This is a genomic window from Halosimplex yunnanense (genome assembly GCF_054504345.1).
In genome coordinates this window covers 57,060-77,070 of sequence record NZ_JBTJEL010000024.1, presented here as the reverse complement: position 1 = coordinate 77,070, position 20,011 = coordinate 57,060, and the positions used below count along the sequence as shown (strand labels likewise).

19 protein-coding genes and 1 pseudogene are annotated in these 20,011 nt (G+C 55.9%); 15 read left to right on the top strand and 5 right to left on the bottom strand.

Features of this window, described 5'->3' with window-relative positions; translation table 11 throughout:
• Positions 1 to 99 precede the first annotated feature (99 nt).
• The 3 genes and pseudogenes from AB2U09_RS01235 to AB2U09_RS01225 form a co-directional block, all read left to right on the top strand.
• On the top strand, positions 100 to 4,005 hold the full coding sequence (locus AB2U09_RS01235; RefSeq protein WP_459190870.1) for a helicase-related protein: 3,906 nt from the start codon (positions 100 to 102) through the stop codon (positions 4,003 to 4,005).
• 2 nt (positions 4,006 to 4,007) lie between these two features.
• On the top strand, positions 4,008 to 6,116 hold the full coding sequence (locus tag AB2U09_RS01230) for a DUF8724 domain-containing protein (RefSeq protein ID WP_459190869.1): 2,109 nt from the start codon (positions 4,008 to 4,010) through the stop codon (positions 6,114 to 6,116).
• A 380-nt stretch (positions 6,117 to 6,496) separates the two neighbouring features.
• A pseudogene (locus AB2U09_RS01225) lies at positions 6,497 to 6,778 on the top strand (PD-(D/E)XK nuclease family protein); the annotation flags it as partial.
• 58 nt (positions 6,779 to 6,836) lie between these two features.
• Here AB2U09_RS01225 and AB2U09_RS01220 read toward each other — a convergent pair.
• Together AB2U09_RS01220 and AB2U09_RS01215 are read right to left on the bottom strand one after the other, a co-directional pair.
• Positions 6,837 to 7,532 carry a nucleotidyltransferase domain-containing protein gene (locus AB2U09_RS01220; RefSeq protein ID WP_459190868.1) on the bottom strand — a complete coding sequence of 232 codons (696 nt, stop codon included), beginning with the start codon at positions 7,530 to 7,532 and terminating at the stop codon, positions 6,837 to 6,839.
• Positions 7,529 to 8,203 carry a helix-turn-helix domain-containing protein gene (locus tag AB2U09_RS01215; RefSeq protein ID WP_459190867.1) on the bottom strand — a complete coding sequence of 225 codons (675 nt, stop codon included), beginning with the start codon at positions 8,201 to 8,203 and terminating at the stop codon, positions 7,529 to 7,531. The genes AB2U09_RS01220 and AB2U09_RS01215 overlap by 4 nt, the downstream gene beginning before the upstream one ends.
• Positions 8,204 to 8,694: 491 nt before the next feature.
• Between AB2U09_RS01215 and AB2U09_RS01210 the strand changes: the two genes are divergently transcribed.
• The 3 genes from AB2U09_RS01210 (at position 8,695) to AB2U09_RS01200 (ending at position 11,655) form a co-directional block, all read left to right on the top strand.
• Entirely contained in the window at positions 8,695 to 9,567 is an 873-nt protein-coding gene (locus AB2U09_RS01210; protein ID WP_459190866.1) for a ParA family protein, read from the top strand.
• Entirely contained in the window at positions 9,560 to 10,045 is a 486-nt protein-coding gene (locus AB2U09_RS01205; protein WP_459190865.1) for a DUF7970 domain-containing protein, read from the top strand. Before AB2U09_RS01210 ends, AB2U09_RS01205 begins: the two co-directional genes overlap by 8 nt.
• Positions 10,046 to 10,422: 377 nt before the next feature.
• Positions 10,423 to 11,655, top strand: a complete 1,233-nt coding sequence (locus tag AB2U09_RS01200) for a tyrosine-type recombinase/integrase (protein WP_459190864.1) — start codon at positions 10,423 to 10,425, stop codon at positions 11,653 to 11,655.
• A gap of 45 nt (positions 11,656 to 11,700) precedes the next feature.
• Here the strand turns inward: AB2U09_RS01200 and AB2U09_RS01195 are convergent, their stop codons facing one another.
• Both AB2U09_RS01195 and AB2U09_RS01190 read right to left on the bottom strand, forming a co-directional pair.
• A complete protein-coding gene (locus AB2U09_RS01195; protein ID WP_459190863.1) occupies positions 11,701 to 12,294 on the bottom strand; it encodes a hypothetical protein in 594 nt (197 codons plus the stop codon).
• Between the two features lie 57 nt (positions 12,295 to 12,351).
• Positions 12,352 to 12,681, bottom strand: a complete 330-nt coding sequence (locus AB2U09_RS01190) for a hypothetical protein (RefSeq protein WP_459190862.1) — start codon at positions 12,679 to 12,681, stop codon at positions 12,352 to 12,354.
• 55 nt (positions 12,682 to 12,736) lie between these two features.
• On the opposite strand from AB2U09_RS01190, the gene AB2U09_RS01185 reads away from it, so the two are divergent.
• Positions 12,737 to 13,450 (top strand): hypothetical protein, encoded by a 714-nt coding sequence (locus AB2U09_RS01185; RefSeq protein WP_459190861.1) that lies wholly within the window; start codon positions 12,737 to 12,739, stop codon positions 13,448 to 13,450.
• 77 nt (positions 13,451 to 13,527) lie between these two features.
• Here AB2U09_RS01185 and AB2U09_RS01180 read toward each other — a convergent pair whose 3' ends face one another.
• Complete coding sequence (locus AB2U09_RS01180; protein ID WP_459190877.1) at positions 13,528 to 13,824, bottom strand: PadR family transcriptional regulator; 297 nt, start codon at positions 13,822 to 13,824, stop codon at positions 13,528 to 13,530.
• A gap of 136 nt (positions 13,825 to 13,960) precedes the next feature.
• On the opposite strand from AB2U09_RS01180, the gene AB2U09_RS01175 reads away from it, so the two are divergent.
• The 8 genes from AB2U09_RS01175 (at position 13,961) to AB2U09_RS01140 (ending at position 20,006) form a co-directional block, all read left to right on the top strand.
• Complete coding sequence (locus tag AB2U09_RS01175; protein ID WP_459190860.1) at positions 13,961 to 14,128, top strand: DUF1931 domain-containing protein; 168 nt, start codon at positions 13,961 to 13,963, stop codon at positions 14,126 to 14,128.
• Positions 14,129 to 14,202: 74 nt separating this feature from the next.
• On the top strand, positions 14,203 to 15,255 hold the full coding sequence (xseA, locus tag AB2U09_RS01170) for an exodeoxyribonuclease VII large subunit (protein WP_459190859.1): 1,053 nt from the start codon (positions 14,203 to 14,205) through the stop codon (positions 15,253 to 15,255).
• Positions 15,256 to 15,257: 2 nt separating this feature from the next.
• Positions 15,258 to 15,440, top strand: coding sequence for an exodeoxyribonuclease VII small subunit (xseB, locus tag AB2U09_RS01165; RefSeq protein ID WP_459190858.1), 183 nt, complete (start codon positions 15,258 to 15,260; stop codon positions 15,438 to 15,440).
• Between the two features lie 208 nt (positions 15,441 to 15,648).
• The gene (locus AB2U09_RS01160) at positions 15,649 to 15,927 is read left to right on the top strand and encodes a hypothetical protein (RefSeq protein WP_459190857.1); all 279 of its coding nucleotides are present in this window, start codon (positions 15,649 to 15,651) and stop codon (positions 15,925 to 15,927) included.
• 6 nt (positions 15,928 to 15,933) lie between these two features.
• Positions 15,934 to 16,353: a DUF7985 family protein gene (locus AB2U09_RS01155; protein WP_459190856.1), complete on the top strand. Its 420-nt coding sequence runs from the start codon at positions 15,934 to 15,936 to the stop codon at positions 16,351 to 16,353.
• Positions 16,354 to 16,381: 28 nt separating this feature from the next.
• Positions 16,382 to 18,115, top strand: coding sequence for a DUF8186 domain-containing protein (locus AB2U09_RS01150; RefSeq protein WP_459190855.1), 1,734 nt, complete (start codon positions 16,382 to 16,384; stop codon positions 18,113 to 18,115).
• Positions 18,112 to 18,942: a hypothetical protein gene (locus AB2U09_RS01145; RefSeq protein WP_459190854.1), complete on the top strand. Its 831-nt coding sequence runs from the start codon at positions 18,112 to 18,114 to the stop codon at positions 18,940 to 18,942. The genes AB2U09_RS01150 and AB2U09_RS01145 overlap by 4 nt, the downstream gene beginning before the upstream one ends.
• A 2-nt stretch (positions 18,943 to 18,944) precedes the next feature.
• Entirely contained in the window at positions 18,945 to 20,006 is a 1,062-nt protein-coding gene (locus AB2U09_RS01140) for a TrbL/VirB6 family protein (protein WP_459190853.1), read from the top strand.
• The last annotated feature ends 5 nt before the right edge of the window (positions 20,007 to 20,011 follow it).

Genomic DNA, 20,011 nt, shown 5'->3' with positions numbered 1-20,011 from the left:
GGGTATTTGCTGGCTGTTTTGTCCGGAATTTTGTTTAGTATATTACTGGGTAATGTAAACGGAGGTGTATTTATATGATGTGTGAAACAACTACGCAGCATGCCCACAGGCCCCGGATCAGGAACCGCTCCCGAATTCGAGCACTTCACTCCCGAAGAGCCGGGAGCAGGTGACGCTGATTACCGCGATCAAGTCCGACTTTCCCGATTCATCGGCGGCCGAGTTCTTGATCACGTAACTGGAACCGGACAGCGCACCGACGCAGACAGCCGCGTTCTCGTCGATCTACCCTCTGACAAACACTTCGTCGGCACACTCGCCCCCGCGGAAGACGCAGAGCACAGCGACCTCTCCGACGAACTGGAAAGCAAACTCTCGCCCTCAGCACTCCAAGCAGAATTCCAGCTCAACCCCAACACAGCCGAGGAACTTACAGTCACACTCTCCGGACACGTATACTACCGCACCTTCCCCACGTTCGACCAGCAAACCGCCGATACACAGAGCACAGCGACAACCGATGACTCCGAACCGCGCGACGCCGACCAAGACGACATCGGTCAGGACGACGTCGAATATGAGGCCTTCCAGCGAGTCTTCCACCGACTAGAGTTCACCACAGACCCAATTCCCATTCCCGTCTCTGACCTGCAGGCACAGCGAAGAGCGGCGCCAGATATCGACGCGTATGACGCGATTCGTGACGAACTACAGGCCACACTCAGAGATGCGCTGTCCGAGATTGACAGGGATGACGACTCGCCGCCCCTGTGGCGTTCCGATCAGCTAATCAGCCGAGATATTCATCTCGACGCGGTTCCTGGAGCGCCGGCCGGCACAGAGATTCAAGCAGACGAGTATACTGGCGACCTCTTCTTCCCCGCCGATATTCTCGAGTACGACGATGAAGAAGACGCACGAGAGTCCTATGAAGCGCTTGTCTCACGAATGACGGCTGGATCCGCGTCAGAGCGGATGTACCCCGACTGGGACATTGACGTGGACATCGAATTTTTCCGGAACGACGACGCCACCGCTCGTGCGGTTCTCACTGTCGAAAATACATCAGCAGGAGATCCACGTACCGACGATGGGAGTCTCCATCACTCCCTGGACTACGAGACGACGCTGTTCGACGTAACCGCAGATATTGAACTTGGAGAGGGTGAATTTGTTGACTTCACGTTCGATCGACTTGAAGAGGATTTCCGCTATAATCGACTACTAGCTGGGCGAGGGACGAACTGTCTCGTCGTCAGGCCGGATCCCAACGACCAGTCGCATCTTCGAACGGAATACCTGCCCAGCTATCGGCAACAACGATATGTTCCCCGGATGGGGGACGATATGGAGAGGGAGCTGGATCTGACGTTTGAGACCCTGCAGGATCTGGAAGGCGGTGGGCTCGACGCACTCAGAGAGATTCGGGATGAGATGTGGGCGTATCTGGAGACACAGGAGCGCGGGTATGACCAGGCGCACGAGCAGCACTATCGTGAACAGTCGGACTTCACTGAATCGGACGAGCAGGATTTCGCCGAGGATCGGGAGGCGTTCCGCAAGGAGATTCTCCGTGTTGAACGCGCGATTGAGTGCCTAGAAGCAGACGTTGAGGATGAGGCGATGGACGGGCAGGTCGCACAGTCATTCGAGTTGATGAACGAAACCTTCGGTAAGGCACAGTCGTTCCCGGGGTGGCGGCCGTTCCAGCTTGTGTTCATTTTGCGCGTGCTCCCGGACATTGTGAGTCGAGAATACGAAGAATGGGCGGATGTCACCTGGCGAGAGGGAGAGGATGCGCGTAATTACAACGGGGAGGAAATGGAAGCGCTGGACCTTGTTGACATCGTCTGGTTCCCGACCGGGGGAGGGAAAACGGAAGCCTATCTTGGACTCGGGATTTTCGGCGCGTTCTTCGATCGGTTCCGCGGGAAGAATTACGGAGTGTCTGCATGGACGCGGTTCCCGCTTCGATTACTCTCACTGCAGCAGACTCAGCGACTGGCGAAGCTCTTGATGCATGCTGAGACGGTCAGGGTAACTGTGCCGGAACTCTCGGGCGACAGCGTCATGTCGTTTAGTCTGGGATATCTCGTCGGCTCGGCGAACACACCAAATAAACTCTCCAATTATGTTAAGAATCCCAGTTCGGATGAGGAGTATATCCGGATGTATAACCGGTACAGGGATAGTGCGGATAAGCGTCGGGAAGCGAAAGTAATCTCTGAGTGTCCGTTCTGTGAAGCATCAGTTTCAGTCGAGGTTACAGACGACTTCCGGCTCGCTCATCGCTGTGAAAACTCTCGATACGATTGTGACTGGCAGGATCGGCGGCTCGATACGGAAGGCGAGTATCAAATATTTGCGCGTGACGAGCTGCCGATCCATATTGTCGACAACGAGCTATACCGCTATGCACCGACGTTCGTTGTCGGGACGATCGACAAGATCGCGGCGGTAAATTATGAACGGAAGTCGGGGCATCTCTACGGCGGGAAGATGACGCACTGGTGCCCAGACCATGGGTTTGCCAGTCTCGGAGAGTGTACGGAAAAGTATGCGTGTCACAGTGAGAATGCCGGGGATCGTGATCCGGAGGATTTGCTGATACCGCTCGATGAGACGCCGTTTGGAGGGCCAACGGATATTTCTCCGACCCTGCAGATACAGGACGAGCTTCACCTGCTCAAAGAATCGCTTGGAACGTTTGACGGGCACTATGAGACGTTCGTCGATGCCTACCAGCAAGAGGAGGGGCTGCAGCGAACCAAAATTGTCGCTGCGACAGCGACGATCGAAGAATACGAAAAACAGACGAAGCAGCTGTACTTGCGGAAAGCCGAACGCTTCCCTACAGAAGGGCCGTATCTTGGCGAGAATTTCTATGCGACGACGGAGGAAACGACGCGGCGACAGTTCTGTGGGGTGCTCCCGCATGGGAAGACACACATCAACGCAGTCATCGATCTGCTCTATCATTATACGCGCGAGATCGAGTCACTCAGACAGGAGCTTCTGAACGGCACGGGCACGCACGAGCTCATCGCAGAACTTGGGTTCGAGGATGTACGCACAAACGAGGACTTTCTGGAGCTGCTGAAGCTGTACGAGACCAGTCTCTCGTACACGATCAGTAAAAAGGAGAAGAACCCGCTGGTGCGATCTATCGATGGACAGATGGCGGATTACTTGCGGGATGATGATCTTCGTGTGCCCTATTCAGAGGAGCTGACGGGTGACACGCTATTCGATGACGTTGAGGAGATCCTGAATAATCTCGAAAATCCGCCGGATGACTACAAGGAGCGGTTGAATATGATCACGGCGACGAATATGATCAGTCATGGGGTGGACGTTGACCGCTTCAACTATATGGTGTTCTTCGGTATGCCGCGGCAGACTGCTGAATACATTCAGTCGAGCTCGCGGGCCGGTCGGAAGCATCCAGGGCTCGTGTTGCTCTGTTTCAACCCGAGCCGGGAACGCGATCAGAGCCACTACCACATGTTCAACAAGTACCATGAGTACCTAGATCGGCTTGTTGAATCGGTTCCAGTGAACCGCTGGAGCCAGAACAGTGTTGAGCGAACGCTCGCAGGCATGATGTTCGGTTGGATGTACAATCGCTGGATGTACCAGACCGGAGAGCAGTTCTGGTTCTCGGATAATGTTCGCCCGTTCATCAAAGCACTCCGCAACGGAGACGTACAGGAACATCCGGAGTACCAACCCACGGGACTAGAGGACAGTGAGGACGTTCTTGACCTGATTAAGCTGGCATATGGCAGGCATCTTGGCGGTGAACTCCCCGAAACCTTCGAGCATGAGCTCAAGGTTCAATTCGACGCGATGATGTCCACGCTCGAGGGAGCGCAAACAGACTTTGCCGGAGAAGCACTGAGTCATGGGCCGATGAGAAGTCTCCGCGACATTGATGCGGAGATCAAGCTGCGACCAGATGGCTGGCAAAACAACGCCCTGTTTGACACCCTGGAGGAGCGATAACAATGGCTAACGAAGACGACTACATGGGGCGCGGAAAAGCACAGGTACTGTTCAACCACCTCCCCAATAGCACGTTTGACTACGATCGAGGATTCGGGATCCATCAAGTTGCGGAGATTCGCGGAGAGAAGGCGACGGAACTTGATCAGAAATATCTCGGCGAACAGATTATCAGACGAGTGCGGCAGTGGAACAAGGAAGACGGGTCACTCGGAACACAGGGCTATCCGGACTTTGCGGATAACTATACGTTCCTGACGCCGACACAGGTCAAAACCGACTTCTTCCCCCTGCTGTTCACATGCGAGAATAATGAGTGTGGGCGTGCGCACTTCTACCAGTCGTCCAACCAGCTTGCGTACCGCAACAGTGACCTCGAATGCGACGAGTGTGGAGGAGATATCTCCCAAGAGCAGTTCGTCGGCTTCCATGAATGCGGCCAGCTGGAATCACTGGCGCCATCCCAGAGTGACAACCCCTATGCCAAACCGGGGAACTGTACGTGTGGCTCACAGCGATGGAAGCTAAACACACGCGGAAGTCAACGGCTACAGAACTTCCGCTGGGTCTGCATGAACTGTGGCGCTGCCGAAGAACTTAGTCAGGCATGTGGAGCGAACTGCGACCTCGACTCCCAATATCTGTCGTTCAACGTTCACCGTGGGAGCAACGTCTACCAGCCGCATTACTTCAACCTCGTTAGCGTCTCAAGCACTGGCGACAATCGCCTCAGTTCCACCGGTGAAGCAATCGCAGTGCTGGCAAAATATCTCGGACTGAGCGACGAGAGTATCAGCCGGATCGATATCGAGGAAACCAAGGCCAGCACTGAGCGTCAAGAGCTGGAAAATATGATCGAAAATCTTCAGGACCGGGGTCTAGACGAAGCTGCTGAAGATGTGAAAGAGGATCTGGAGAAGTTGGATGAGTCAGGCGCGAGCATTCGTGAGCAGGTAAGCGAGTTCGTTCCTGAGCTCATTTCGGGGCTTGAATCTGAGAATGCGGCGGAATACGAGTTCGCCATGGATGCCGTCCAAGAGCTCTATGAACAGCTGGCAATCACGTCTGAGTTACAGATCCGGAATGCAACGGACGTGATTCTGGATCGTGGCGACGCGGATCTGCGCGCGCGTGAGTCACTGAGAGATGAGGCAGATGAAGTTGAGCAAGCACTGGAAGCCCGCAACATTTCTGATGTTGGGTTGATCGAGGATTTCCCGATTACGAGTGTTGTCTTTGGGTACAGCAGGGGTGGCCGGGAGCCTGCTGAATCCGTGCTTGTGTCGTTCAACGCTGATGAGGCTGAGCTCGAAAGTGGGCAAGTTGAGTCGTCACAAACACCGGCGTTCGTTGATACGGTGCGGACGGAAGCCGTCCGGTTTGAATTATCGCCAGAGCGGGTGATGCAGTGGTTGCTCGCTAACAGTGAGAAGGATACGGAACTGGGGAATATGCTGCGCGAGCAGATTCAGGAGAGTAGTCGTCCGAACGAGAGAGGGATTCCGGTGCAGCCCGAGTGGACTGCCGAGGAGATAGCAGAGTGGCTTACTGCAGAGCATTCCGAAGAGGTAACGGAGGGCTATGATGCGTGGTCAGAAGTGGAGATCCGGGGCTGGTTGGCTGAAAATATGACGCCGATTCCTGAGTATGATACAATCTCACTGGATGAGTCGGCTGCTGTAATTAGCTACTTTGTCTATCATCTTGTGCATTCGTTCTCGCACCAAGTGCTGAAGTTCGGGACGTCGATTATCGGAATGGAGCGGACAAGTCTCTCAGAGTACCTGCTGCCCCGGTCGCTGTCTTTTATCACCTATACGAACCAGCGAACTGACTTCAGTCTCGGAGGGATGCATGCACTGGTCGAGTCCGGGCTTGATGATCTGATGGAGCAAATCAGTCAGGATGGAGATAATTGTGTCTATGATCCGGTCTGCAGTCGCGACGGATCCACGTGCTTCAATTGTATGTTTACGTCAGAGGTCTCATGCAGTCATCTCAACCGGAACCTTGGACGCGACTTCATGTTTGGCTCCCGCCGGATCGCGGATCGCGATCTCATCGGATTCTTCGAAGTAGCAGGAGCTGCCAGCGGATCCGGCGACAATTAGCATAGATAACAGATTACTGATGGGGATTTTTTGAATCGTTGCTAGCTATCAGCTCATGAACGGCAATCTCGAGACCGTATTTCGACCCACTGGTTGTGTAGACGAGACTCTGCATTGACGTGAATTGTCGTGTGTTGGAGGCTAATTAAGTGGGCGAACCTAGGTGGGCTGGTAGAGCTGATGAGTCGTGCCGGATGCGATTACGGCGGCTGTAGCGACTGATGAACGGAGCTGGGTCGTCAGTGCCGCCAGTACTGAGCCCGCTTGTTTTGAGAGCTGCTGGTTGTCCGTGGGGAGCGAGAGTTGGACAGAACGATTATCTCGTGAACGGCTTGTAACAGGTTGGATGATGAGGGTTTGGAGGTCGTTCCAAACACGACGTCGGTGATATCGACCGGCTGCTCGTTACACCAGAGGCCTACCACATTATTGACTACAAGACAAACGACCTTTCATCGACGACGTCGACTGAACTCGCAGAGCACTATCGACCTTAGATGCTTGTGTATGCTCTCGCACTTCTACAACACGACCAGAGTCGGGACGTACGAGCGTCACTTCGGTTTACTGACGCTGGCGTTGAAGAGCAGTTTAATTGGGGCCTGGATCAGATGGTGGATATTCAATCGGAACTTCGCCTGATGATGGACTTAGTAGAGTAATCATGCGACCATTCGACAATCAAGTGTTCGCGGCATAGTCTACAGCCATTACTACCTCTCAATCCAATTTATTCACCTGTTCTCTCAGATACGTTTGAAGGGCGGTGACCGTTTCTTCTGAGACAGCTGAGGCCCCGAAGTCACTCCGATATCCGTGCTTGAGTTCGTTGCTCTCCAAGATTTCCAGTCCACGCTCAAGCTGCTCCCGCAGCGCATCGTCGTCTCCTCGCCGCAGGTGGGGCGTGACAGCGTCGAGGTCGATCTCTTCTGCCACTGCTAGGACGTCCCGGAGGTCGGTTTCACGGCCGCTGTGGAGCTTTGCCGCGACGAGAACCGCCCCATCGATAACTCTGGCCGTCGTCGTCACCGTCCCTCCGCTCACCTCTTGCTGGTGGCTGTGATTGTACAGATAGTCGAAGGACCACTGTGCCTCCGTCTGGCGACACCCGAGGCCGTTCACCAAGAGATCGAACCCAATCGGCTGTTGCGGTGTGAGCCGCTTTTCGTACTCGATCACTTCGGTGTCGTAGAACCATTCCTTGGCGTGGCTGTCCGTTTCTTCGAAGCCTTGTCGTTCGAGGAATTCGGCGAATTCAGCCTTGGAGTCCGGTGCGACGACGATATCGAGGTCTGTGGAGAAGCGAGCATTGAACGCGGAGACAGCGTAGCCGCCGACAAGGACATACTCGTGCCCCGCTTGCGTGAGCTCCTCGAGCAGTTCGATGAGTGCGTCACTCCGGTTGTTAAAGCTCATGTCTGGGCCCGTTCCGTCTCACGATACGCGACGCCGAGGTCAAGGTCTTCGTACATCCGGTCGAGCATCGCGAGCGCCGACTGGAACTGGGCGTAATTCTCGCGCATATACTCGATCGTCTCTGCTCTCGGGATCACTGGGTACCCTTCGACGTGAGCGACGTCGAGTGACGGGCGTGGCTCAAGGACGATCTGTAGCGGTCCGTCCAACTCGTCTCGGGGCTGTCGGTCGAATGCGGTGGGGAGGTCGAACGACTCGAAAAACGCCACCCAGTCGTCGACGTCCTGTTCACGAACGGCTAAGAATAGCGGATAGTCGTTGGGCTCGCGACCGACCTGGTAGCCGCCCTGGGTCCACACGTAGACGGCGTCAATCCGCGTGAAGCTGAACGGCCAGTCTCCGAACTGTGGGAGGACGTACGCCTCTTCGATCGAGGGGGGACTGACGCCAGCGCTGGCAGCGACGAGCTCGCGTGCGGTGTCCCTCACGCGCTCGTCGACGACGGAGAGGCCGTCATCATAGTGGACGTAGCCTGCGTCTTCAAGCCGATTGACGGCCTGTCTCACCGTCTCGTACGGCGTGTGGAGGTGTTGGGCGACACGGCGGATGGAGTCACCACTGTTGATGGCGAGGATGACCTGCGCCGCCGTGTCGTCGAGTACCTCGTACATCTGGTGGTTACCAATAATCCGGTAACAGTTAAAAGTATTACTGGATGTTTGGTTAGAGCGTGTTTGTCTGAGCTCCCCACTCTGACCCCCTTCTAATGAACGACTGGATCATGTAGATATCATAGGCAATCTCTATAATGTTAATAATGTACAAAATGTACATTGCGTGTGTCGCGCTAATCGGTGCTTAGTGTGGTGGCGGTAATTATGGGAAATGTGTACAATATGTGGACAATGTAAATTATTTAGATTGTGTGAGTTTGGTTATGATCGTGGCTTATGGGGGTTGCGAGGATATCGTACATAATGTACACAATGTGAGATATGTTGATAATGCTCCAAATCCGTCTGACGAATTATTATGGTGGGTGAGCTTCATTAGCCGCGTATGGCCAGAGCAAAACCCACGTTATTAGCAAAACGTGCAATATCTGCACAACGTAAATTGCTTACAAAATGTGCAAAATCTACTTGCTACGGGGTGCTGACCCATGAGTGCTGACGAGTTTGAAGGACTTCCCGGTGCAGCTGTCTCGTTGCTCAAGGGTGGCGTAGGAAAATCCACGATCGCACTCAACATCGCTGATCGACTTGCTGCTCGTGGCCATGAGACGGTACTACTGGATCTGGATAAGGACGGGCACATGACGACTCAGCTGGGGTACGACGATGCGTACGACCGGGATGCCAACCTCGGCGACGCCCTCATCGACGGTGAGGACCCTGAAGATCTGCTTATCGAGACGGACTTCGGCGTTCACCTTCTCCCGTCGAGCAACGAGCTCGAGAACGTTGAAACGAGGCTGAAGGACGAACGATTCGCCGACGTGAAGCTACGGCGGAACGTCGTCGATCCACTCATCCAAAACGGATACGACTACGTGATAATTGATGCCGCAGGCGGCAGAGGGAAACTATCCGATAATGCCCTCATCGCTGTCCAGCGCGTCATCGTCCCGCTGATCCCCCGCGCTGGTTCGATCAACGGCCTCAATAAGATGATTGAACGCCAGATCTCCCCAATACGGCAGAATATTGGGCTAGATATCCTCGCAGTTACCCCGAATATGATTCGAGAAACTATGGGGCAACACAACGAGCATCGGACACTCGTTGAGAATCTCAACCGAGAATTTGGTTCGTTCGTCCCTGAGTACGCTCGTGTCGAACCGGAGGTATTCGATGCCCTCGATGATTCGGAACGCACAATCGATAGTATCCCGAAGCCAGGAATTCGCGAACGGACCGCGATTTCTCGCGCCTTCAAGCAAGGAATGCCTGTTTCGGAGTTCGACGAAGACTGTGACCAAATCCCGAATTTCGACCACTTAGCGGACCTCGTGGAGGAACACAGCCATGCCTAATGAGGACGACCGTTTCGGGGACGTCGCTGAACAGCTCAAACAAACGGAGGAAGGGGTAGAACCGGACGACGACGAACGTACTGACGAAAATGATCAGCCAAAACCGGATGAGGAGATAGCTACTGCTGACGCAGAGCCGAAGACAGAGTCCGTACCTGATTCGGACGAAGAGGATACCGATGAATCGACTGGTGGGCCGGCATTCTCCTTTGACGAGACCGATATGCACGGTTTCTATGTCCGGGATGAGACGTGGAATGGCGTCACCCGGATGCGTTCATCAGTGGCTGCCGCTTGCTCAATGTTTGATGTTCCCGAGTTTGAGGGAAGAGAGTTCCAAGATGCGTGTCTCCGAGTAATCGCGGACCACGGTGACGAGGTTGCCCTCCAGATACTCCGAGAGCGTGGCATCGAAGCTGATGAGGAACGTGTCCAGGAAATTGTGGAGATGCTTAGCGAGCAGGTCTCGAACGACTAACCCTGGATTTGCCCGATTTTCTCTACTATTTAGATTTCGCACATATCGCACATAATGTAGATTGTGTGGATTGGTTGGGTTGCAGTCTTGCGATTACTGTCGAGGCTGAGTCTACCGCCGGTTGCAGTTTTAGTATAGCGATATACAGTTTATTATTCTCTCAAACCCAGTGATTGGTAAGTAGGGCCCTTCTATCGTGGGAATATCGGATAATGGCCTTCTACTCCTATTGGTCCTGATTACGCCGGTAATCACGACCACTTTGAAGTACCCCGCCGCTGTCGGTGAAGCACGAATGTTGGAACCGCCTCACGACGACGCTTCCCCTGGGGTAGAGCCACCGAGACCGGGCCCGCAGGATGGTGGAGGGCCGGTGGATGCCTGACAGGGCCCTATCGACGACGCTCGACGACAGCTTCGAGCGGTACCTCCAGGACAAGGGGAAAGGTCGCGGTGGCGACGGCGGGAATTACCGACGCAACGCAGCCCGCGAGCTCGAGCGGTTCGCCGAGTGGGCCGCCGGTGAGGGTGGCGACGATGACTGGACCGGCGTCATCCCCGACGACGTCGACAGAGAGCCCACCTTCGAGGACCTCGATGAACGGGTCTTCCGGGAGTACGCCCGGCATCTCGCCGGCGATCGGGGCCTCAAGCAGAATACTGTACAAACCTACTACCGCTATATCTCTGCCTGGTGCGGCTGGTGCGTCAACGAGGGCTACCTCGAAGCCCATTACGCGCAGCGGGCGAGTGCGATGGCGCCGCTCCCTGAGGACGACGGCCGCAAACCCGGCGACCAGCAGGCCTGGACGTCCGAGCAGCGTCACGCGATCACCCGCCACGTCGATGAACAGGCCCGTGACGCTGTCGAGGCGTACACGACACTTCCGGAGGATACTGATCCCCTCGACGAGCAACGAGCCCGCTACGAGGCGCTGAAGGCGGCTCGTGACCGGGCGCTCGTGTTCGTCCTCGCGTACACAGCTGTCCGAGTCGGGGAACTCCTCCGCGATCCGAACGACCCGCGACGGCGCGGCGTCCGCTGGGAGGACATCTCCCTCAAGGACGGGAGTATGGACGTCTACCGAAAGAAACAGCAGTGGGACGCCGCGAGTCTCCCCGATCCGGTGATTTCACCGCTGCGAAGCTATCGCCAGCTGATGGACCCACCCACGGAGCGCTGGCCGGTGTTCCCGACGTTCGATCAACGGACGCTCGCGGGGCTCGTCCAGGAAGAGCTAGCCGAACGAGGGGATCGCCCGGAGGCAATTGCTGAGCACCGCGCGAAGTACGCCCGCGACCTACTGCTAGCGCTCGATGGGGACATCCGGCCACCGTCGATCACGACGGACGGCGCACGGTCGATTCTCCAACGACTCTCGGAGGCCGCAGAGCTCGATATCGACCATCCAAAACACGATTACCTTGCTCCGCACGGTGGTCGACGTGGGATGGGTGAGGTCCTCGTCCGTGCGTTTGGCTACACTGTTGCTGCTCGGTACTTAGACAACTCTGAGGAGATGGTGAGAGAACGGTACTCACATATTGAAGCTGGTGAACTCGGTGACGTCGCAACTGAAGCACTAGAAGAGGTTGATAGTCACACCTAATCGGAGCCGCATTTTCAAAGCATTAGGTTCTGGCATAGTAGCCGACTACTCGTCTAACTCACTCAGTTTTCGCATCGTATCTCTCACTCGGTCGTTTTGCTCCTCGTATAACGTCCCTTCGCTGAATTTCTCGTACTTTGCTTTCGCTTCCTCCAGTTCCTTCCCCTCCAATTCGTGGAGATACTCGATGTCTGGATCCTTCTCGACCTCGATGATGTACATCGAAATCTGGCAGAAATCAATAATCGTTTCGTGGCGACTGTGCAGAAACTGCTTATGCGGGTTCGGCGTGTCAACTTCAAGCGCGAATCTGATACAACCCAATTGGATATTCTGGAGTGCATTAAACAAAGGTAAATTCACTTCGTCCGTAGGGGCTTCCGCGAGGTTAGTCTCGATCTGCTCGGCGAACGCCTGGTACAGCTGTGCGTACTCAGTCAGTTTTGCGTCATCGACGCCCCGGTGGTCGACATCTCGACTGCCGTAGGCACGAACACAGGTGTTGTGAACAGCTCTGTACCAATTCTGTTTCTTCTCTTTTGCTTGTCGGTTGAGCTCCCATCTAGACACTCCCACGGCGACGATGAGGGCGATGACGCCACCGAGAATGTTGCTGGAAAGGATACTCGGGTCTATCATAGTAGATATGTTGACATCACGCAGTCTTGGCGGCTCATCTCGTCGGAACAGCTGTAATTAGTAGCCATCAAACTCTCGGGTATAGAGAACTGTCCCGCCCTTTTCCACAATAATTGGGCCCTCGTCCGAACCGGGCGTTCCCTTGTTTTGGGTGCAGATGTAGAACACGAACCCACCCTCAAAGATGGTTACAACAATTTCATCAGCTGGGTCGAACACCTCGCCGACCTCTGCTTCATAGATGTCGCCATCGTCTTTGAACCGAAGATAGCTGTACCTCGTGTCGGTCTGTACTGAGTAGTCAAGATGTTCCTCGAGGTAGTAGACGATGTCTTGGTACAGCTCTTCATCGTCTACATCACCGTCATGTGGTACGTAGAAATCCATTTGTTGAGTCCTTCTTTCTGAAGTGGTTTATAACCACTCCGCCACAAAAACGGATATGGACGATAACTCCGCTTTCCGGGATATTTTGCAGGATTTGGAGGAGACCGAGGGAACGGAAATTGCGAATGAACTCCGTCGGTTGAAACGGTCAATATACACCGTTAATCGGAATTTTGAGGAAGTGAACGAGCTGGACCAATGGTTTCGAGATCAGGGGTTGAACATCCAGCTGAAGAAGGACAAAGGCGACATGGATGCATTTCTCCAGGAGTATCTACGCCGGTATCACAACTACGTTGTGTCGGTCTACACTCTCATCAAGCAGACACAACGGATCAAGCGCGCTGACAAGTACGGTACGAACGAGTTTGATGACATCTACAAAAAAGGAAAGCGAAAGCACGATATCGAAACACGGTGGGAGTTCCTCCAGCAGCTTCGGCATTTTATGGTGAAGAGCCGTCTCCCCTCGATTGACATTACGCTAATCGAGGAAGAGGAAGGGGTTCGGTTTGGCATAGTTGTGTCGCGAGACGAACTGCTGAATCACGGTGATTTCGACCCAGAGCCGAGAGAGTATCTTGAGGAGTTGGGTGAAGAGATTGATATCCAAGCGGAGATGCACTCATACCAAGACGTTCTGAACAGCTTCTATTCCTGGTTCTTTGAGGCGCTTCAGGATCATCGGGAGGATGCAATGGGTGAGCGGGAGGAGTCGATTCGACAGTTGGAAGAACGGCATGAGGAACTATTCGGTGATCTGGGTTAGGGCTGATTAGCAGGAGCAGTCTCTTTCTCTTTCTCCTCATAGACTCAATTGAGCCAATGAATTCTATTCGCCTGTTTCTACGACGTAGTGGGTGCGTTCACGTCTGCTAAATACTGGCTTTCCCACTCACGTCGCGCCTCGATCTCCCGCAATCCGCGTTTCGTGACCGTGTATACGTTCGTCCGTTTGTCGAGCTCTCCTTTTTCCAGGAGGCCTTTATCGACGAGATCGTCGAGATTTGGATAGAGCCGGCCGTGGTTGATCTCCTGTTCGTAGTAGTCGTCGAGTTCGCCCTTTACTGCGAGCCCGTGTGGTTCCTCGAGCCCGGCGATCACGTACAAGATGTCCCGCTGGAACCCAGTTAGATCGTGCATCCGTTCATTCCCTATTTTTGAGGGGTGGCATATGTTCTCTCTGGTGCTCAAATACCAATATTCGATACGACGGGGCGAGAATCCTGCGTAAGAACTTCGAACATTTATATGGTGGACAAGAGAAGTCCGCGATGGAATGTCTGACCTAATCGTCAAAGCAGCCGTGAAAGACGCACTCGCGGACAACAACGTCTCGGCAGATTTCTACGACACCCTCAACGAAGAGGTCGCCGAACTGCTCGACGACGCCTCCGAGCGTGCCGAGTCCAACGACCGGAAGACGGTCCAGCCCCGCGATCTGTAGGCCTGCGTAACGCAGCCTACCCCGTCACTCGAACGTAGCTTTTTGAGGTTCCTGCTCAGAAGTTAGGAAACGAAATGGCGGACGTACCGGATACCGAACGGCAGGCGGTCGAACCTGGTGCGAGAGAGGTCCTTAGCGTGTCCCAGCTAAACGACCGGATCGCGTCGGTCGTCCAGGACACGCCTGCCCTCAACGGCGTCCGCTGTATTGGCGAAGTCACTGACCTCCACCAGAACAGTACGGCGCTCTACTTTACGCTCACCGACGGCGACGCCGAGCTCCCCTGTATGCTCTGGGCAAACCGCTATCGGGAGATGGATGCCGACCTCGAAGACGGCACCGAAGTCATCCTCGAGGGTGATATCGACTACTGGGTCGAAGGTGGGAAAATCGACCTCAAACCGTGGGAGGTGATCGTCGTCGGCGACGGCGACCAGGCGGCTGCCGTGGAGCGACTGCGAAGTGAACTCGAAGAGCGTGGCTGGTTCGACGACGAGCAGAAACAGCAACCACCGGCGTTCCCGGAGCGGGTCGGTGTCGTCACATCCCTTCGGGGAGACGCCCGGTACGACATCCAGAACGCGATCCACGAACAGGACCCGACCGTCGACATCGTGGTGAAGGACGCAACCGTCCAAGGGTCAAACGCGCCGACGTCCATCGCGAACGGCATCCACCATCTCGACCGCTCGGAGGACGTCGACGCGATCATCGTCGGCCGTGGCGGTGGGAGCGATTCGAACCTTCAGGCGTTCAACACCGAGCGAGTGGCGGAGGCAATCTTCACCTCGAACACGCCGATCGTGACCGCCATCGGACACACCGACGACCGGCTCATCGCGGATCAGGTGGCGGACATCGCGACGATCACGCCGACGGCCGCCGGCGAGTATATCGTGAATTCTCGCGAGGAGTTCCTCGCGAGCGAAGTCAAGCCGCTGGAGCAACAGCTCGAAGCTGAGTACGAAACGTTCCAGCAGGAGCACGAACACGAGCAGGAACTCGCCGAAGCAGTCGACGAGGCAGCCGCACCAGAGGGTGTTGCCCCGGTTTACTACAAGGCCGCAATCGCTGTGCTGCTGTTGCTGTTGTTACTCATAACCGGGCTGTGGCTGGGGGTGATCTAAGCGTGGCAAACGATTCAGAAATCCGCGACCGGCTGAGTCGTGTCGAGGAAATCATTGGACAGCTCGATGCGGACGAGTGTGATCTCGAAGAAGGCACACAGCTCCACGAGGAAGGACAGGAACTCTTGGCCGAAGTGCGAGAAATCCTTGACGAGGGAAGCGGCGAAGTTGTGGAGCTCGAGTAAGTGAGCTGATTCTCACTCTTAACCAACAAACTTCCAATCGTGTGTGCCACTGTTGGTTAAGCTCTTTTCTACGAGAGCAACAAGTAATTTGGTTATAATTTACTCGACAAACTTGCACCACTTGATAGCCAGAAAGCATTTAGGTATCATCCATCTACCGCGCCAATGTGTACCGGGACTCAACCGGTGCAGACACATACCCGCATGTATGATTACAAGGTCAGTCACCATCGAAGACATCGATGATCTGTACCTGATGTGGAACGACCACATCAACGCTTCCGCCCTCTATCGCCGTGCCCTCCGCGAGGAGATGGACGTCCGCGGCGTCGACCCTGATGAACTCCGTGACCTCCTCGAACGGGCCCGTGAGCAGGGCTACACACTCGAAGAGATCGCTGAAAACACCAACCGCTTCGCTGATCTCCAGTCGCTCGTGGACGACCAGCAAAGCCAGCCAACGGCTGGAGACGCCACGGATGATTAACCCGCTATGTTACAGGACCAGACTTCCTCCGACCCTGAGCTTAGCACTGAAAACAAGTCACTGCTGACCGGGACAATCCCTCGGCAGGCAGCGCTCACCGTCGTCCTGCTGAGCCTGTTCGCTGTCCAGCCGGTCGCCGCGCAGAGTAACGCAGTTTGTAGTGCGGACAACCTCCCGAGCATGATTGAGGGGTTCTTCCAGCTGACAACCGCGCTGGGAATCGTCGGCCTCGCCATCGTCTGGCAGGCAGACTCCCTCATCGAGATGTTCACCCTGAACCCTGAGCAGAAGAAGGGCCTCAAGCGCCACAAACGCTCGGCGATGAAGTCCGCAGTCGTCCTCGTTGTCCTCGGCCCGCTGTACACGGTCGCCGGGTCGATGATGGGCCTTCCGCTGGCGCAATGCGTCGACCTCGTCCCCTGGTAACCACCCCACAGTCCCCGTTGCGAGCCCTATGAACCACCGAGAGCTCTCCGTCCTCATGGCCGGGTTGCTGTTGACGAGCTTAGTCACGGGTATCGTCGCCGCCGATCCGCCGCGGCCCGGCACGGAAGACAACGGGCTCACCGAGAACGAGTCGGCAACGCTCTGGTCCCGCGATGCGGACAACTACATCAGCCAAGAAGAGTACCGCCAGCGGTACGGCGAGAATCGCTCCGCCGTCCATCAGGTTGCCAACGGGACGGACGTTACATTCAAACAGCCGCCAGCGACCGCGGCGACGTGGACGCGGAACGACTTCGAGGACCTCGACGCCGGTGGCCCAGATACGTCCGTCCACCCCCCGCACGCAGACCTCGAGGACGGCGTCTTCATCGAGGATGCTCACGCGACGATCTTCGCGGTCCAGCCCTCTACTCGTGGACACCTCGAGTCCGGTGAAACCCCACTGTATATCGCGCCGAACGGGACGATGCGGGGCTTCGTCGATTATCGTGTGCGCGTCCCCAATGGGAGTTCCTCTGGCAACACGACTATCTCGTGGTCGCTCACGGAGCACGAAATTGAGGAAGTCCGGTTGAAGAAGGACGGTGAGACCATCGCGACCCAGGATGGGTCCCACACGCCTGCCCTCGACTACCAGATCGAGGATGACTGGAGTGCGAATCTCACGCTGGAAGCGGAGATAAGCGTCCGGCTGAAGAAGACCGTCAGGACCGACCTGGGTGACCGGACTGATGTCGACGTCACCTATCGGACGGAATCACGCAACGTCTCCGATTCGATCGCCGTCGAGATCTACGACCTCTCGGCGTACCCCTACTACGCCGAGTATCCGAACGGCGACGCCGGCGTGGCCATCTTCCAGTCGCGGCCGTGGCAGGGGTACACGCTCACGGAGGACGGTGAGGCACGGGTCCGTGGCATCTGGCGGTTCTACACCGCTCGGAACACCAACTGGGACACGCTCGTTCGGTCGAATCGCACGGATAGCACCACCGTCGAGTCAGGCGCAATGCCAGTGTACGTCCACGCTTATCCCTCGCGGATCGGGCCGCGTGCCGAGCCGGTTCGAGACGGACCCGAACTCATCGAAACCTGGGGAACTGACCGCCCGTCTCCAGTTGGGACCATCGGTGAGAACATCAATATCGACATCATCAACCAGTCGTATACGACGACGTACGGCGTCGCCGTTCGAGCCGAGAACGTCGATCGAGAGGCACTGCACGTTGCGGGAATCGTCCGTGGCGTGAATGCGTCAATCGTTGAGCCGGACGCCGGCTCCGAGCGGCAGCTCCGCCGCAGTAATCTCACTGTCGAGGTCATCCAGCAGAATCAGTCGCAAGCAACGCTCAGAGTCGAACTTCGGGATAATCAGACCGGCGCTCCCATCACGCTCGACGATAGCCGTCAATATCCAATCGGCGGCACCACCCGAAACGGGTACATCACAGTCGCGGATCAGCGCGTCGAGACCAACGCCTCAGGGGTGGCAATCGTGACCATCGACGAACCGGGCATCTACACCGCTCGGTACCACCCAGGCTCGTGGCTCGGTCACGACCCGGCGTACGTGAGTGATACCGCGACGGCCCGCTGGCACCCATTAGGGACGATCGACGGCTGGTTTGCGCTGGTGTTCGAGGTCGGCTGGCAGCTCCTGCCGTTCTTCGTGATGTTCTACGCTGGCAAGCGCCTCCTGCGGATGCTCGGCCCAGAAGACATCTTTGGACAAAACCCATGACTCAAAACAATCCCCACCTCAGCAGACGGACCGCCCTCCGAACAGTCGCCGGCGCCGCTCTCGTGAGCGTGGCAGGATGCCTCAACAACGGCGATTCCCCGGGTGGCGGGAACTCAACACCGTCTAATGATGGAGGAATAATCCAGCAAGTCACTGTAGAGGGGACAGAACTCGTCGTTGAATACTCCTCAGAGGAGGGAGTCGACCAGATCAACCTCGTCCAGCCGAATGGGGAACTGTTCGGTCAACAAGAAACCGCTGCTGGGTCACAACAGGTCTCTTTCGAGATCGGAACTTCATACGAGCCTGGAGAGTATACTGTCGTGGCCCTCAGCGGTGAAGAAACGCTATCCGAGAGTTCCTCACTGATTCAGCCGGAAATTGGAATTCAAGAGGTCGGTCTTTACCGGAATAACCCTGATAAGCCGTGGGACGAAGTCTACGGAGATACCGAGACAGATCGGCTAAAGAACGGGGAAGCGTACGTCACCGTCGAAAACACCGGAAGCGGACCAGAAGCGATTGTCGAGTTAATTTTCTCCGGTGATGTTCCAAACCCTGTCGAAGATCCCCGAGGTAGCGGGATGTATGAAACCGAGCAGGTGGTGATCTCGCCGGGAGAAACGACCGACCTGTTCAGTAGTTCGTTCCCGTTTGGTTCCGAATCTGAGGAGGGAATGGGATGCTCCCCGGACGGGAACAGCGGCCAGTTCACCGTCACAGTCCGAACTCAGGTTGGCAGCGACCAGGTGTCGAAATCCTTCGATGTACAGTACTCCGGATCCACGGATATGAGTGACTGCGAGGTTTCAATCACGGAGACCTAACGATGGTGGACCTGATAGACGTCGTTCTCGAGGGATTCAAAGACGTCGTCGACTGGTTCATCGGTCTGTTCATGGACGGGCTTCGGTCAGGGTATCAGACTCTGACCGAGGAGATGTTTGGGAGTCCGACCCCTCAGACCGATGGAGCATTCATCTTCGGAGAGCCGAGCAACGCCCCTTGGCCAGCGATTCAAGAGGGCCTCATCGGTGGTGAAATCATGCTGATTTCTCTCCTGCTCCTCGTGATGAGCGTTCAGGGGCGCCATACCATCCGTATCTTCAATATCGGGAGTGCGTACGAGGCTCGGAAGACCAAGAAAACTGCCTGGGTCGGGGCGTTCCTGATAATAACGTGGTATTGGATTGGAGCCCTCGCACTGTACCTTGTTGATGGGTTCACGATTGCCCTGATGCCGGAGCTTTCGTCGCTCGCATCTGCTATGCTCCAATTCATCACGGCTTCAATCACTAATCCTGGACTCAGTCTGCTCTTTGCCCTCATCGGGGGGATCTCGATGTGGGCACTCGAGGCTCTATTCTACATTCGCCAGATTCTCCTCTACGTCTACCTATACGGAATGCCCATCGCGTTCGCGGTTGCGTATGGGAACATCCCTGTTCTCTCTGATGTCGCGATGGGCTTCAGCAAACGGTTCGTTCCATTAGCCGTTCTCCCTCTGCCCGCCGCGATCGTTCTCAAAGGATACGATTTACTCTACTCTGGCGGAGCTTTGACGCCGGAATCAGCGTTTCTCAAGTATCTCGTCGCAGCTTCCCTTCCGCTCATCGCCCTCTATGTCACGTGGAAGACGTTCAAGTACGCGACGCCACTGACGGCGAAAGTCCTCGGGGGTGCCACCAAGGGAGCGGCTCTCATCGGAGGCGTAGCCGCCGGAGCTTACGTCGCCGGCACCGGCGTCGCGACGACCGCAGCCCGGTGGGGGCCAAAAGCCGCTGCGGGACACGCCGTCGCCCAGAAAGCGGCAGCGAGAGGCACGAATAGCGACGAAGATAGCGGGACGCCGTCCTACCGGCGGACCGAGAACGACCCTGGAAGCTACTAACAATC